This is a genomic window from Bradyrhizobium sp. LM2.9 (assembly GCF_054056555.1).
The window spans coordinates 977,433-992,245 of sequence record NZ_JBSRYJ010000002.1; the positions used below are offsets into that span (position 1 = coordinate 977,433).

The window sequence follows — 14,813 nt, forward strand, 5'->3', positions numbered from 1 at the left end:
GCGGCACGCCCGCATTTGAGAGCACACCGGTCGAGATAACAACGGCCGGCTGCCGCATCGGTTCCCCAAGATTAGTCCTTATTCGCTTTGGCGGGTCAACCCAGGAAACGTGCCGATTGCGCGACATGGTTCATCTCGGCGCCAGCAAAAAGGCCGCCGAAACCGGCGGCCTTCTGTTTTCTCGGGTGGCTCCGCTTACTCCGCGGCCTGCTTCTGCGGCGGATCGAGCGCGCCGGACTTGTGAATGTCGGCGACCTGGTGGTCCGAGAAGCCGAGTACGCTGCGCAGGATCTCGTCGGTGTGCTCGCCGAGCAGCGGGGAGCGCGCCACGTCGCTTGGGGAGTCCGACAGCTTGATCGGGTTGCCGACCGAGATGTACTTGCCGCGGGTAGGGTGGTCGACCTCGACCACGGTGCCGGTCGCGCGCAGCGACTGGTCCTCGGCGATCTCCTTCATCGACAGGATCGGGCCGCAGGGGATGTCGTCCTTGTTGAGGATTTCCATCGCCTCGAACTTCGTCTTGGTCATCGTCCAATGTTCGATGCGGCCGAAGATCTCGTTCAGGCGCGGCAGGCGGACGGCCGGCTTGGCGTAGTTCGGATCAGTCTTCCAGGTCGGTTCGCCGATCACGTCGCAGATCTTCTCCCAGACCGGGGCCTGGGTGATGAAGTAGATGTAGGCGTTGGGATCGGTCTCCCAGCCCTTGCACTTCAGGATGCGGCCGGGCTGGCCACCGCCGGAATCGTTGCCGGCGCGCGGCACGGCATCGCCGAACGGAATGCCTTCGCCGAACTGGCTGTATTCCTTCAGTGGGCCATGGGCGAGGCGCTGCTGGTCGCGCAGCTTGACGCGCGCGAGGTTGAGCACCCCGTCCTGCATCGCGGCAGTGACCTTCTGGCCCTTGCCGGAATGGGTGCGCTGATAGAGTGCGGTGACGATGCCGAGCGCCAGATGCAGACCGGTGCCGCTGTCGCCGATCTGTGCGCCGGTGACCAGCGGAAGACCGTCGCGGAAGCCGGTGGTGGAGGCGGCACCGCCGGTGCACTGCGCGACGTTCTCATAGACCTTGCAGTCTTCGTACGGTCCGGGACCAAAACCCTTGATCGAGGCGACGATCATCTTCGGGTTGATCGCCTGGATCTTCTCCCACGGGAAGCCCATGCGGTCGAGCACGCCGGGGCCGAAGTTCTCGACCAGCACGTCGCACTTCTTGATCAGCTCGGTGAGGACTTCCTTGCCCTTGGGGTTCTTGGTGTCGAGCGTGATCGAGCGCTTGTTGTGGTTGAGCATGGTGAAATACAGGCTGTCCACGTTCGGGATGTCCTGCAGCTGGCCACGGGTGATGTCACCCACGCCCGGACGTTCCACCTTGATCACGTCGGCGCCGAACCAGGCCAGCAGCTGCGTGCAGGTCGGTCCGGACTGGACGTGGGTGAAGTCGAGAATGCGAACGCCCTCAAGCGCTTTGGTCATCGTGTTGCTCCGTACTCTGTCTGCCCCTGCCAACCGCAGGGAATAAAGGGTTGAAGGGGAGGACTTACTTTTTCTTCTGCAGAACGCTCTGCGGATTGAGGTTGCCGATGCGGCCGCTCTCGGAACCTGCAGCCGGATCGATCACCGCGTTGATGAGCGTCGGCTTGCCCGAGGCCATCGCCTCGTTGACGGCGCGCTTGAGCTCGTCCGGCGAGGTCGCGTTCACGCCGACGCCACCGAAGGCTTCCATCATCTTGTCGTAGCGCGCACCCTTGACGAAGACCGTCGTCGCCGGATCGGAATTAGCGCCGTTGACGTCGGTGCCGCGATAGATGCCGTCATTGTTGAAGATGACGATGCAGATCGGCAAATTGTAGCGGCAGATGGTCTCGACCTCCATGCCGGAGAAGCCGAACGCGCTGTCGCCTTCCACCGCGAGCACGGGGTGGCCGGTCTCAAGCGTTGCCGCGATCGCCTGGCCCATGCCGATGCCCATCACGCCCCAGGTGCCGACGTCGAGACGCTTGCGCGGCTTGTACATGTCGATGACGCCGCGGGCGAGATCGAGCGTGTTGGCGCCCTCGTTGACGAGGATCGCCTCGGGATGATCCTTGATCACGTTCTTCAGCACGCCGAGCGCGCCGTGATAGTCCATCGGCGATTTGTTGTTCATGAGCTTCGGCGCCATCTTGGCGACGTTCTCTTCACGCTTGGTCGAAATCGCCTTGGTCCATTCGGTCGGCGGGACGGTCCAGCCCGAAGCCATCGCCTGGTTGAAGGCGGAGACGACCGAGCCGATGTCGCCGACGACCGGTGCGACGATCTCGACGTTGGAGTCCATTTCCCTGGGCTCGATGTCGACCTGGATGAACTTCTTGGGCGCTTCGCCCCAGTTCTTGCCCTTGCCGTGCGAGAGCAGCCAGTTCAGCCGGGCGCCAATCAGCAGCACGACGTCGGATTCTTTCAGCACCGTCGAGCGAGCAGCACCTGCGCATAGCGGATGGGTGTCGGAGAGGAGGCCCTTGGCCATGCTCATCGGCAGGAAGGGGACGCCGCTCTTCTCGACGAAGGTTTTGATCTCCTCGTCGGCCTGCGCGTAGGCCGCGCCCTTGCCGAGGATGATGAGCGGACGTTTTGCGTTCTTCAAAACATCAAGCGCGCGCTTGATCGAAGCGGGCGAGGGGATCTGCGCGGGAGCCGCGTCGATCACCTTGACCAGCGACTTCCGGCCGGCATCGGCGTTCATCACCTGGCCGAATAGCTTTGCCGGCAAATCGAGATAGACGCCGCCGGGACGGCCGGAGACGGCGGCACGGATGGCGCGGGCCAGGCCGATGCCGATGTCCTGGGCGTGCAGCACGCGATAAGCCGCCTTGCACAGCGGCTTGGCAATCGCGAGCTGGTCCATCTCTTCGTAGTCGCCCTGCTGGAGGTCGACGATCTCGCGCTCGGAGGAGCCCGAGATCAGGATCATCGGATAGCAGTTGGTGGTGGCGTGCGCGAGCGCGGTGAGACCGTTGAGGAAGCCGGGCGCGGAGACGGTGAGGCAGATACCGGGCTTCTTGGTGAGGTAGCCGGCGATACCCGCCGCATAACCGGCGTTCTGCTCGTGGCGGAACGAGATCATGCGAATACCGGCCGCCTGCGCCATGCGGCCCAAATCCGTAATCGGGATGCCCGGCACATTGTAGATCGTGTTGATGCCGTTCAGCTTGAGCGCGTCGATAACGAGATGAAAACCATCCGTCAATTCCTGCTCGGTGCCCGGTGCTTCGGACTTGGTCGCGGTATTCAGCATGGGCCTTGTCTCCCTGGTCTCAAGATGCCGTTTCGGCTTTGGGGGCGAATGCCTCGCCCTTCTGGTGAACGTTGCTGGCTAGAAGAGTTCCTGACCATGCGCTTCGACGTAAGCGGCAAGGCCAAGGGTGTGGTCGCGGGCGCGCTTTTCGGCGAGTTCGGTATCGCGCGCCTCCAGGGCTTCGATCATGCCGAGATGCTCGGGTAGCGACGTCGCGGTGCGGTCCTTCCGTCCGATCGTCAGCTGCCGATAGCCGCGCACGTGCAGCAGCAGGTCGTTGGTGAGATCGACCAGCACCGGCGATTCCGACAGCGAGATCAGCGCCTGGTGGAAGGCGATGTTGGCGCGCGAATATTCCTCGACGTGATCTTCGGGCAGGCGGTCCTTGCCGAAATCCTTGAAGTAGTCGCGCAACGCCGTGATGTCCTTTTTGCGCGCGGTGGTGGTGATGAGGCGGGCCGCCATGCTCTCCAGCGCCGCCCAGGCGCGGATCATGTCCACGATCTCGGTCTTGGTCCTTCGCACCACCATGATGCCGCGGCGCGGAACCGTTTTCACGAAACCGTCCTGCTCGAGCATCGCGATGGCTTCGCGGATCGGCGTGCGGCTCACACCCAGACGTTCGGATAGCGCGCGCTCGTCGAGCATCACCGGCTCGGGCGTCGAGTAGATGTCCATCTTGAGGATAGCTTGCTTCAAGGCGTCATACGCCTTGTTCTTGAAGCTGCTCTCCGGGGCAATACGAACGATTGCGATATCTGCCTCGGCCATGTTCGGCAACGCCTTTGGTTGGTTTCCGCAGTGACACGACGAATCTCCTCCAGTGGGAGTCGTCTTTTACAGGAATATTAACCGGAAAGTTTTTGGCATACCAAATACCAGAATGTCAAGCTGCCTATTTTTTGCAGCATTCTAAGGTGCACTGCAGCTTGACAAGTTGGCTTCTGGCATACCAAATGCCATCGCCAGCCATTTTTGATCCAAAGCGGCGGAGTAGTCTCAGGCTTAAGCCACTCCGTTCCGCGACATGGAACAGAGCGCGGCGATTGGCAAGCATCACGGGCAGCCGCAACACGCGCGCGCTTTGAGAACGCAAGAACCAAGGTCCAGGGAGAAGCCACATGTCCAATTCCAAAGATGCCGTCCGCAAGGTGCTTGACCAGGTCAAGGCGGACAACCGCACCAACCTGACCGCGCCGGAAGGCAAGCTGGTCTGCGACGCCTACGGCATTCCGGTGCCGAAGGAGGGCGTGGCGAAGTCGGCCGGCGAGGCCGGAAAGATGGCCTCGTCCATGGGCTTCCCGGTGGTGATGAAGATCGTCTCGCCGGACATTCTCCACAAGACCGAAGCCGGCGGCGTCATCGTCGGCCTCAAGACGGCCGAAGACGCCGAGAAGGCGTACGAGACCATTCTCGGCAACGCGAAGAAATACAAGTCCGATGCCAAGATCGAGGGCGTCCAGGTGCAGCAGATGCTGGCCGGCGGCACCGAAGTGATCGTCGGGTCGATCACCGACGCTTCGTTCGGCAAGCTGGTTGCCTTCGGCCTTGGCGGCGTGCTGGTCGAGGTCCTGAAGGACATCACCTTCCGCCTCGCGCCCGCGACCAAGCAAGACGCGCTGTCGATGCTCGACGGCATCCAGGCGCATGAGATTTTGAAGGGCGTTCGCGGCGGCGAGCCGGTGAACCGCACGGCGCTTGCGGATATCATCGTCAAGGTCTCGCAGCTGGTCACTGATTTCCCCGAGATGGTCGAGCTCGATCTCAACCCGGTGTTCGCGACGGCAAAGGACGCGATCGCCGCCGACGTCCGCATCGTCGTCGACTTCGCTTACGTGCCCAAGCCGAAGCCGCGCCCGACCGAAGAGATCGTCGCGGCCATGAGCCGCATCATGCAGCCGAAGGCGGTTGCCGTGGTCGGTGCCTCTGCCGAAGACGGCAAGATCGGCAATTCCGTGATGAAGAACCTCATCAACGGCGGCTACAAGGGCGACATCTACCCGATCCATCCCAAGGCCGCCGAAATCCTCGGCTACAAGGCGTATAAGAGCGTCAAGGACGTGCCGGGCGTGATCGACACCGCGGTGTTCGCGATTCCCGCGAAGTTCGTGGCCGCGGCGCTGACCGAATGCGGCGAGAAGAAAATTCCCGGCGCGGTTCTGATCCCGTCGGGCTTCGCGGAAGCCGGCGCGCCGGAGCTCCAGGCCGAGATCGTCGAGGTCGGCAAGAAATACGACATCCGCCTGATGGGGCCGAACATCTACGGCTTCTACTACACGCCGGCCAATCTCTGCGCGACCTTCTGCACCGCCTACGACGTCAAGGGCCACGCGGCGCTGTCATCGCAGTCGGGTGGCATCGGCATGGCCATCATCGGTTTTTCGCGCTCGGCAAAAATGGGTGTGTCGGCCATCGTCGGTCTCGGCAACAAGTCCGATATCGACGAGGACGATCTGCTCGCCTTCTTCGAGCAGGATCCGAACACCAACCTGATTGCGCAGCACTGCGAGGATCTCAAGGACGGCCGCGCCTTTGCCGAAGCCGCAAAACGCGTCTCCAAGAAGAAGCCTGTCATCGTGCTCAAGGCTGGCCGCACCTCCGCCGGTGCGAAGGCAGCCTCGTCGCACACCGGCGCGCTCGCCGGCAACGACAAGATCTACGAGGACGTCCTGGCGCAGTCCGGCGTGATCCGCGCCCGCTCGCTGCGGCAGCTGCTCGAGTTCGCGCGCGGCGTGCCGGTGCTGCCGACGCCCAAGGGCGAGAACGTCCTGATCATCACCGGTGCAGGCGGCTCGGGCGTGCTGCTGTCGGACTCCTGCGTCGACAACGGCCTGTCGCTGATGTCGATGCCGCCGGATCTCGATGCGGCCTTCCGCAAGTTCATCCCGCCGTTCGGCGCGGCCGGAAATCCTGTGGACATCACCGGTGGCGAGCCGCCGATCACCTACGTCAACACGGTCAAGCTCGGCCTGACGGACGAGCGCATCCATTCGCTGATCCTCGGCTACTGGCACACTATCGTCACGCCGCCGATGGTGTTCGCCCGTAACATGGTCGAGGTGAAGAAGGAGATGGAGGCGAAGGGTTTTGTGAAGCCGATCGTCGCCTCGCTGGCCGGCGACGTCGAGGTCGAGGAAGCCGCCGAATATCTCTACCAGAACGGCATCCCGGCCTATGCCTATTCGACTGAACTGCCGGTCGAGGTTCTGGGCGCCAAGTACAAATGGGCGCGCGGGGCAGGGCTGCTCTGACACGAGGACTTTCACCTCTCTCCGCACGCGGAGAGAGGTGACAATTGTCAGGTCGCGATGGGCAAGAACGTGATCCGGCGTAAATCGCTCGAGCCTCGATCGTCATCGGAGGCTGACCACGATGCGCGCGACGGCGGTGTGCAGTCCGTCGGCCGCGCGCTGTCGATCCTCGAGACACTGGCCGAGGACGACGAAGGCTATCGCCTCAGCGATCTCGCCGTCCGCACCGGCCTGTCGGCCTCAACCGTGCACCGCCTGCTGGCGACGCTGGAAAGCCGCCGCTTCGTGCAATTCGACCGCGCCGAATCCAAATGGCATGTCGGCGTGCGCAGCTTCACGGTTGGCGCGAGCTTTGCCCGGCGGCGCAATTTCAGTGCCCAGGCCATTCCCTATTTGCGCAAGTTGCGCGATCTCACCCGCGAGACCGCCAATCTCGCCGTCGTCGACGACGAGTTCATCATCGTGCTGACCCGGATGGAGAGCCGCGAGATCATGCGCTCGCTGACCAAGGTCGGCGGCCGCGTCGCCATGGTGACATCGGGCGTCGGCAAGGCGGTGCTTGCGACCTACTCGGACGAGGACGTCGGTGCCGTCATCCGCCATCACGGCATGCCACGCCTGACCGAGAAATCCATCGTGCGACCGAGCGATCTGTTCAGGGAGCTCGCGACCATCCGCAAGCAGGGTTTTGCGGTGGATGATGAAGAAGCCGAGATGGGTCTGCGCTGCGTCGCAGCCGTGGTCTACAGCCCCAGCGCCGAGCCGCTTGCCGCGATCTCGGTGTCCGGCTTGACCAGCCGCGTCACCGATGCCCGGCTGCCCGAGATCGGCCGCGTCGTGCGGGACGTCGCGGCGGAACTGACGGCAGCACTTGGCGGCGTGATGCCGGCGGTAAAGCCGGGTTGAGCCAGGCTTGCGCTCCACCGCCACCCCCCTGAAAAGAAATCAGCGCTGGCGGCGGGAGCCCCGACATCGGTATATCCGTCCAGCGTTGTCGCGTCCTTTTGGGGAAAGTCATGCCGTCAGAGCTCCGTTTTCGCCCCGTCTCGCTGTCCTGATTGATGCCGACAATGCTTCGGCCAAGATCGCGGATGGACTGTTCGAGGAGATCGCCAAGATCGGCGAGGCCAGCGTCCGCCGTATCTACGGCGATTTCTCCAATGCCAGGTCCAGGGGCTGGGCCGACATCCTGTCGAAACACGCCATCATCCCGCAGCAGCAATTCGCCTATACGACGGGAAAGAATGCATCCGACATAACGCTGGTCATCGACGCGATGGACCTGCTTCACAGCGGCCGGTTCGATGGCTTCTGCCTGGTGTCGTCCGACAGCGACTTTACCCGTCTTGCCGCCCGTATCCGCGAGCAGGGCGTCGATGTCTTTGGGTTCGGCGAGCAGAAGACGCCGGAAAGCTTCCGGCAGGCCTGCCGAAGGTTCGTCTATACGGAGAACCTGCTTCCCGCCCCCGCGAACACGCAGGATGCGGCGGCGAGGTCAGCGCCACTTCAGCCGCCCGATGGGGCAACCCCCATCATCAAGAGGGTCATTACCCAGATGGAGAGCGAAGACGGCTGGGTCACGCTCGGGGAGGTCGGGCGGCAGCTTGCCAATCTGGCGTCCGATTTCGATCCGAGGACGTTCGGTTTCCGCAAGCTGAGTGACCTCGTGCGGAAGACAAACTCCTTCGAGATCGATGAGCCGAAGGGGCGGTCGATGCGGATTCGTGTCAAGCCCGCTGCCGCACCACCGTCGAAAACGCGGAACCCGCGCAGAAGGTCAGGGACGGCAGGCGTTCCACCCAAGGCGTAAGCAGGCGTGCTGTTATATTTGAGCTTGCCCGGTCTGGCTCAGGGCGTAACCATCGCGGGGCCGTAACATCCCGCGAGAGCGCTCATGACAAAACTCACCCGCTTTGCCGTCGCACCGCTGCACGCGATGACGCGGCGTCTGGCCGATGTCGCCTCCGCGCGCGTCGCGCCCGATCTCGTCATATCAGGTGCGCGGGTGCTCTCGACCTATTCCGAGCGCATCCACGCGAACCGCGAGGTCTGGATTACCGGGGGGCGCATTGCGGCGGTGAAGCCGGCGGGTGCTGCGAAGCGGTTCTTCGGCAACGTGCCGCTGTACGACGCCGCCGGCGGCATCATCGCGCCGGGCCTGGTCGATCCGCACATCCACATCGAATCCTCGATGGTGACGGCCTGCGCCTATGCCGAGGCGGCTCTGCTCAACGGCACCACCACGATCTTCTGCGACAGCCACGAGATCGGCAACGTCATGGACGTCGCCGGCGTCGAGGCCATGCTGGAGGACGCGCGCGAAGCCCCGCTTTCGATCTTCCTGACGGTGCCGAGCACGGTACCGGCCACCTCGGCCGCACTGGAGACTGCGGGCGGCGACCTCACGCCGGACAAGATCGCCGGCCTGTTCGACCGCTGGCCGGAAGCAGTCGGGCTCGGCGAGAAGATGGATTTTGTGCCTGTCACCATGGGCGATGAACGCAGCCACGCCATCCTCGCCGCCGCCCTGAAGCGCGGGCGACCGGTGTCCGGCCATGTCTATGGCCGCGAATTCGTTGCGGCCTATGCGGCATCCGGCGTCACCGACACCCATGAGGCGATCGACCGCGACATCGCCGACGATTTGCTCGATGCCGGCGTCTGGGTGTTTTTGCGCGGCGGCCCGCCGACCACGCCATGGCACTCGCTGCCGCAGGCGATCCGCACCATCACCGAGCTCGGCGCCTCGCACAAGCGCACCGCCGTGTGCACCGATGACCGCGACGCCGATGATCTGCTGCTGTTCGGCCTCGACTGGGTGGTGCGGGAGGCGGTGAAGGCGGGAATGTCGCCCGAGCAGGCCTGGTCGATGGGGTCGCTGCATGGTGCGACGCGTTTTGGCGTCGATGGCGATATCGGCGGGCTCGGCGGCGGTCGTCGCGCCGATCTGGTGCTGATGGACGACAATCTCAGGCCGCAATGCACCTGGTACGGCGGCGAACTCGTGGTCGAGCACCGCAAGATCACGCCGAAGCTCGATCAGGCGCTGTCGCAGCGTTATCAATATCCGAGGGCGGCATATGCGACCGTGAAGCTGCCCGAGAAGGTCAAGCTGACGCCGGAGTTGCCGGCGAAGGCCTGTACCGTCAACGCGATCAAGACCGCGCTGCCCGGCATCACGCTGATCCATGAGAAGATCGCGATCGAGTCCGCAAAAGACTGGCCGTCGCTGTTTGCGCGCTACGGCCTGTGCTTCGTTACGGTGGTCGAGCGCCACGGCAAATCGGCCGGCAACGTCGCCTATGGCCTGCTGAAGGATTTTGGCCTGAAGCGCGGGGCGGTAGCCTCCAGCGTCGGGCACGACAGCCACAACATCATCGTTGCCGGAACCAACGAGGCCGATATGCAGGCGGCGATATCGGCCATCAAGGCACAGCAGGGCGCCGTCTGTGTCGTCGCCGACGGCAAGGTGAGGGCGCTGGTGCCGCTGCCAATCGCCGGGCTCTTGTCCGACAAGCGCGTCACGGAGGTGGCCGAGGAGGTCAAAGCTCTGAAGAAGGAATGGGCGGAGGCCGGCTGCACCATCCCCTACATGGGCTTCAATTTGATTCCGCTATCGGTCATTCCGGAAATTCGCATCACCGACAAGGGTCTCGTGCTGGTGCCGCAGATGGAGCTGGCGCCGCTGTTCGAGTGAGCGCTTTCACGCGTTTCTCGACCTAACCGATTGAGACCGCCGCGTTTTTTCCGCGGCTGCCGCATCGTGGAAAATAAAATCGATCTCGTTGAGATCGTATCCTGCGCGCCCGATGATCTCGCTCAGCCAATGCAACCGAGCGAGGTCCGATATGGCGAAAATGCGAGCCATCGATGCTGCCGTGCGAATTCTGGAGAAGGAAGGCATCTCGACTGCCTTCGGCGTTCCCGGGGCCGCGATCAATCCGCTCTACTCGGCGCTGAAGAAGCGCGGTTCGATCCGCCATATCCTGGCGCGGCATGTCGAGGGTGCCTCGCACATGGCCGAGGGCTACACGCGGGCCAAGGCCGGCAACATCGGCGTCTGCATCGGAACCTCTGGGCCGGCGGGCACCGACATGATCACCGGGCTTTATTCGGCGATCGCCGATTCCATCCCGATCCTCTGCATCACGGGGCAGGCGCCACGGGCGCGGCTCTACAAGGAAGATTTCCAGGCCGTCGACATCGAGTCGATCGCAAAGCCCGTGACCAAATGGGCGGTGACCGTGCGCGAGCCCGCGCTGGTGCCACGCGTGTTCAGCCAGGCTTTTCACGTGATGCGCTCCGGCCGCCCGGGGCCGGTGCTGATCGACATGCCGCTCGACGTGCAACTCGCGGAGATCGAGTTCGACGACGAGACCTACGAGCCACTGCCGGTCTACCAGCCCGCCGCGACGCGCAAGCAGGTCGAGAAGGCGCTGGAGATGCTCAACGCCGCCGAGCGGCCGCTGATCGTGGCGGGCGGTGGCGTCATCAATGCGGACGCCTCGGACCTGCTGGTCGAGTTTTTGCCGAGATCGCGAATGTTCCGGTGGTGCCGACGCTGATGGGGTGGGGCGCCATCCCCGACGACCACGTGCTGATGGCCGGCATGGTCGGTCTTCAGACCAGCCATCGTTACGGCAACGCCACGATGCTCGAATCCGATTTCGTGCTCGGTATCGGCAACCGCTGGGCCAATCGCCACACCGGCTCGGTCGAAACCTACACCAAGGGCCGCACCTTCGTGCACGTCGACATCGAGCCGACCCAGATCGGGCGCGTGTTCAATCCCGATCTCGGCATCGTCTCGGACGCGAAGGACGCGCTCGAACTGTTCGTCACCGTCGCCAGGGAGTGGCGCCGGTCAGGCAGGTTGCGCGAGCGCCAGGCGTGGCCCGCGGCCTGCCGCGATCGCAAGAAGACGATGCTGCGCAAGAGCCATTTCGACAACGTCCCGATCAAACCCCAGCGCGTCTACGAGGAGATGACCAAGGCGTTTGGCCGTGACACCTGCTACGTCTCGGTGATCGGCCTGTCGCAAATCGCCGGCGCGCAGTTCCTCGGCGTTTACAAGCCGCGTAACTGGATCAATGCCGGGCAGGCGGGGCCGCTCGGCTGGACGCTGCCCGCCGCCCTCGGCGTGCGCGCGGCGTGCCCGGATCGGGACATCGTCGCGCTCTCCGGCGACTACGATTTCCAGTTCCTGATCGAGGAGCTCGCAGTCGGCGCGCAGTTCAATCTGCCCTACATCCACGTCGTCGTGAACAATTCCTATCTCGGGCTGATCCGCCAGGCCCAGCGTGGCTTCGACATGGACTATCACGTCCAGCTCTCCTTCGATAACATCAACGCGCCCGAGCTCGGTGGCTACGGCGTCGATCACGTCGGGGTCGCCGAAGGCCTCGGTTGCAAGGCGATCCGCGTCACCGATCCCAAGGACGCGCAGGCCGCGTTCGCCACAGCGCGCGAATGGATGGCGAAGTACCGCGTGCCCGTGATGGTCGAGTTCATCCTCGAACGCGTCACCAACATCGCGATGGGCACGGAGATCGACAACATCGTCGAGTTCGAGGAGGTGCTGGATCTGCCGCTCGACGAGGTCGCGAGCGCGCGGTCCGGCGTCCTGCAGCCGGCGGAATAGGGAACAGCATCATGCCGAAATTCGCCGCCAACCTCACCATGCTCTTCAACGAGATGCCGTTCGTGGACCGCTTCGCTGCGGCGAAAGCGGCGGGCTTCTCCGGGGTCGAATATCTTTTTCCCTATGATTTCGACAAGGCGCTTTTGCGCGAGCAGCTCGACAGCCATGGGCTGACGCAGGTGCTGCACAATCTGCCGGCCGGCAACTGGGCCGCAGGCGAGCGCGGCATCGCGATCCTGGCCGATCGCGTCGCCGAATTCCGCGACGGCGTGTTTCGCGCCATCGACTATGCCAAGGCGCTCGATTGCGAGCAGCTCAACTGCCTCGTCGGCATCGCGCCAGTGGACGCCGATCCGCGCGAGCTGAACGAGACGCTGGTCGGGAATTTGCGCTTCGCGGCCTCGACGCTGGCGCGGGAGAACATCAAGCTGCTGGTCGAGCCGATCAACACGCTCGACATTCCCGGCTTCTTCCTCAACGGCACCGAGCAGGCCGTGCAGCTCATCTCGGAGGTGCGGTCGAACAACCTGTTCGTCCAGTACGACATCTATCACATGCAGATCATGGAGGGTGACCTCGCCCGTACCATGCAGGAATATCTCCCCCAAATCGCCCACATCCAGCTCGCCGACAATCCCGGCCGCCACGAACCGGGCACCGGCGAGATCAACTATCCCTTCCTGTTCCGCCATCTCGACGCGATCGGTTATCGCGGCTGGGTCGGCTGTGAGTACAAGCCGCGCACCACGACGCTGGAAGGCCTGTCCTGGCACGCGGCGCAGACATTCGAGACCTGAGGATATTTGGGCATGATCGACATTGGCTTCATCGGACTTGGCACCATGGGACGACCGATGGCCGGCCATCTTCTGGCCGCAGGACATCGCGCTCTCCTGCATGACGTCGCGCCTGTCGCGCCGGAGCTGATCGCGGCTGGCGGCATTGCCTGCAAGTCGAGCAAGGAGGTCGCAGAGGAGGCGGATGCCGTCATCATCATGGTGCCCGATACGCCGCATGTGGAAGCCGTGCTGTTCGGCACGGACGGCGTCGCGAGCGGCATCTCCAAGGGCAAGATCGTGGTCGACATGAGCTCGATCTCGCCGCTGGCGACCAAGGAGTTCGCAAAGAGGATCGAGGCGCTCGGCGCGGATTATCTCGACGCACCGGTTTCGGGCGGGGAGGTCGGTGCCAGGGCGGCAAGCCTCACCATCATGGTCGGCGGGCCCGAGCGCGCCTTCAATACCATGAAGCCGATCTTCGACCGGATGGGAAAGAACGTCACCCGGGTCGGCGCCAATGGCGACGGCCAGACAACGAAGGTCGCCAACCAGATCATCGTCGCGTTGACGATCGAGGCGGTGAGCGAAGCGCTGCTGTTCGCGTCGAAAGCCGGCGCCGATCCAGCACTGGTGCGGCAGGCCCTGATGGGCGGCTTTGCCTCGTCGCGGATACTCGAAGTGCATGGCGAGCGCATGGTGAAGCGCAATTTCGATCCCGGTTTCCGCATCGAGCTGCACCAGAAGGATCTCAACCTCGCGCTTGAAGGCGCTCGCGCGCTCGGCCTGTCGTTGCCGAGCACGGCGGTGGCGCAGCAATTGTTCTCGTCCTGCACCGCGCATGGCGGCAAGGGCTGGGATCATTCGGCGATGGTGCGGGCGCTGGAACTGATGGCTGGCCACGAGATCGCTGCGGCCCGAACTGTTACGCGGTAACCGTCTCCGGTTCCGGCGCGTCTTTCGCTACGGGAAACCGGAACAATGCTCCGGCCCCGCGGTTGAAGGCGCACAACAATCACTGGAGACGTCAGGACATGAAAACCCGTCTTGCGATTTCGTTGGCTGCCGCGTCGCTGCTGGTGTCAAGCGCAGCCTTTGCTCAGTCGACGACCGCCGAGGGCGCCGCGAACGGTGCACGTGCGGGCGGCGATATCGGCGGCCCGGTTGGCGCGATGGTCGGCGGCACCGTCGGTGCAGCGGTCGGCGCCGGCCTGGAAATTCCGAATGCGATCCTGGGCGGAATCCCGCGTAGCGATTCCGTCGTCGTCGAGGATCGCGTCGTTGTCGGCGAGCCGCTGCCGCCGACCGTTGTGCTGCGCCCCGTTCCGAACTACACCGAGTATCGCTATGCAGTCGTCAATGATCGCCGCGTGATCGTCGAGCCGCGCACACGCCGCGTCGTCAAGATCATCGACTGATCGATCAGAGCCTAGGCTTGAACAGTTGGGCCCTGCGGAGCGTCACTCCGCGGGGCCTTCGCTTGTAAGGGCCGAATTGGCGCGGAAGCGCGTCATGACCCAATCGACGGCGGCCGCGAACGCAAACCCGATGCAGGCGGTGCCGGCATCGACCAAAAAATCCTCCAGCCGCGCATGCCGACCCGGCGCCCAGAATTGCATCAGTTCGAGCACGCCGATCAGAATTACCGCCGCGGCAGCCACAGCCCAGCGACGGTTCCGGTAAGCCAGGCCGAAGGCTAATCCGACCAGAACAAAGGCAAGAGCATGCTCGCCGTCCTGGCCGAGGTCGGAGCGGGGCCGCAGGCCGGGCGGGCCGAGTGTTGCGAAAGTGACGGCGGCTGCGAGCAGCCAGGCAAAAAAGCGGATGAAAATGGACATACGCACCGCTTAGCACGGATTTGCCGCGCCTGCAGT

The 14,813-nt window shown here is 63.9% G+C and carries 10 protein-coding genes and 2 pseudogenes; 8 read left to right on the top strand and 4 right to left on the bottom strand.

What is annotated here, in order from left to right; translation table 11 throughout:
* Window positions 1-195: 195 nt before the first annotated feature.
* The 3 genes from frc to ACVWW3_RS06070 form a co-directional block, all read right to left on the bottom strand.
* Window positions 196-1,473, bottom strand: coding sequence for a formyl-CoA transferase (gene frc / locus ACVWW3_RS06060; RefSeq protein WP_456650616.1), 1,278 nt, complete (start codon window positions 1,471-1,473; stop codon window positions 196-198).
* A 64-nt stretch (window positions 1,474-1,537) separates the two neighbouring features.
* On the bottom strand, window positions 1,538-3,271 hold the full coding sequence (oxc, locus tag ACVWW3_RS06065) for an oxalyl-CoA decarboxylase (RefSeq protein WP_456650615.1): 1,734 nt from the start codon (window positions 3,269-3,271) through the stop codon (window positions 1,538-1,540).
* Between the two features lie 78 nt (window positions 3,272-3,349).
* On the bottom strand, window positions 3,350-4,042 hold the full coding sequence (locus tag ACVWW3_RS06070) for a GntR family transcriptional regulator (protein WP_456652058.1): 693 nt from the start codon (window positions 4,040-4,042) through the stop codon (window positions 3,350-3,352).
* A 350-nt stretch (window positions 4,043-4,392) separates the two neighbouring features.
* On the opposite strand from ACVWW3_RS06070, the gene ACVWW3_RS06075 reads away from it, so the two are divergent.
* The 8 genes and pseudogenes from ACVWW3_RS06075 (at window position 4,393) to ACVWW3_RS06110 (ending at window position 14,357) form a co-directional block, all read left to right on the top strand.
* Window positions 4,393-6,522, top strand: a complete 2,130-nt coding sequence (locus ACVWW3_RS06075) for an acetate--CoA ligase family protein (RefSeq protein WP_456650614.1) — start codon at window positions 4,393-4,395, stop codon at window positions 6,520-6,522.
* A gap of 57 nt (window positions 6,523-6,579) precedes the next feature.
* Entirely contained in the window at window positions 6,580-7,428 is an 849-nt protein-coding gene (locus tag ACVWW3_RS06080) for an IclR family transcriptional regulator (RefSeq protein ID WP_247444988.1), read from the top strand.
* A 110-nt stretch (window positions 7,429-7,538) separates the two neighbouring features.
* Window positions 7,539-8,332: pseudogene (locus ACVWW3_RS06085) on the top strand (NYN domain-containing protein).
* A gap of 84 nt (window positions 8,333-8,416) precedes the next feature.
* Window positions 8,417-10,219 (top strand): adenine deaminase C-terminal domain-containing protein, encoded by a 1,803-nt coding sequence (locus ACVWW3_RS06090; RefSeq protein WP_456650613.1) that lies wholly within the window; start codon window positions 8,417-8,419, stop codon window positions 10,217-10,219.
* Window positions 10,220-10,370: 151 nt separating this feature from the next.
* A pseudogene (gcl, locus tag ACVWW3_RS06095) lies at window positions 10,371-12,163 on the top strand (glyoxylate carboligase).
* An 11-nt stretch (window positions 12,164-12,174) separates the two neighbouring features.
* Complete coding sequence (gene hyi / locus ACVWW3_RS06100; protein WP_247444984.1) at window positions 12,175-12,960, top strand: hydroxypyruvate isomerase; 786 nt, start codon at window positions 12,175-12,177, stop codon at window positions 12,958-12,960.
* Between the two features lie 12 nt (window positions 12,961-12,972).
* Window positions 12,973-13,875 carry a 2-hydroxy-3-oxopropionate reductase gene (locus tag ACVWW3_RS06105; protein ID WP_456650611.1) on the top strand — a complete coding sequence of 301 codons (903 nt, stop codon included), beginning with the start codon at window positions 12,973-12,975 and terminating at the stop codon, window positions 13,873-13,875.
* Window positions 13,876-13,973: 98 nt separating this feature from the next.
* Window positions 13,974-14,357, top strand: a complete 384-nt coding sequence (locus ACVWW3_RS06110; protein WP_354044452.1) for a DUF1236 domain-containing protein — start codon at window positions 13,974-13,976, stop codon at window positions 14,355-14,357.
* 42 nt (window positions 14,358-14,399) lie between these two features.
* Here ACVWW3_RS06110 and ACVWW3_RS06115 read toward each other — a convergent pair whose 3' ends face one another.
* Entirely contained in the window at window positions 14,400-14,777 is a 378-nt protein-coding gene (locus ACVWW3_RS06115) for a VanZ family protein (RefSeq protein ID WP_354107521.1), read from the bottom strand.
* Window positions 14,778-14,813 lie beyond the last annotated feature (36 nt).

What these genes read in the sequence shown, in the direction of transcription:
- ACVWW3_RS06105 (WP_456650611.1), top strand. Translation starts at nt 12,973, where the DNA reads ATGATCGACATTGGCTTCATCGGACTTGGCACCATGGGACGACCGATG.
- ACVWW3_RS06080 (WP_247444988.1), top strand. Translation starts at nt 6,580, where the DNA reads ATGGGCAAGAACGTGATCCGGCGTAAATCGCTCGAGCCTCGATCGTCA.
- frc (WP_456650616.1), bottom strand. Translation starts at nt 1,473, where the DNA reads ATGACCAAAGCGCTTGAGGGCGTTCGCATTCTCGACTTCACCCACGTC.
- ACVWW3_RS06075 (WP_456650614.1), top strand. Translation starts at nt 4,393, where the DNA reads ATGTCCAATTCCAAAGATGCCGTCCGCAAGGTGCTTGACCAGGTCAAG.
- oxc (WP_456650615.1), bottom strand. Translation starts at nt 3,271, where the DNA reads ATGCTGAATACCGCGACCAAGTCCGAAGCACCGGGCACCGAGCAGGAA.
- ACVWW3_RS06110 (WP_354044452.1), top strand. Translation starts at nt 13,974, where the DNA reads ATGAAAACCCGTCTTGCGATTTCGTTGGCTGCCGCGTCGCTGCTGGTG.
- hyi (WP_247444984.1), top strand. Translation starts at nt 12,175, where the DNA reads ATGCCGAAATTCGCCGCCAACCTCACCATGCTCTTCAACGAGATGCCG.
- ACVWW3_RS06070 (WP_456652058.1), bottom strand. Translation starts at nt 4,042, where the DNA reads ATGGCCGAGGCAGATATCGCAATCGTTCGTATTGCCCCGGAGAGCAGC.
- ACVWW3_RS06090 (WP_456650613.1), top strand. Translation starts at nt 8,417, where the DNA reads ATGACAAAACTCACCCGCTTTGCCGTCGCACCGCTGCACGCGATGACG.
- ACVWW3_RS06115 (WP_354107521.1), bottom strand. Translation starts at nt 14,777, where the DNA reads ATGTCCATTTTCATCCGCTTTTTTGCCTGGCTGCTCGCAGCCGCCGTC.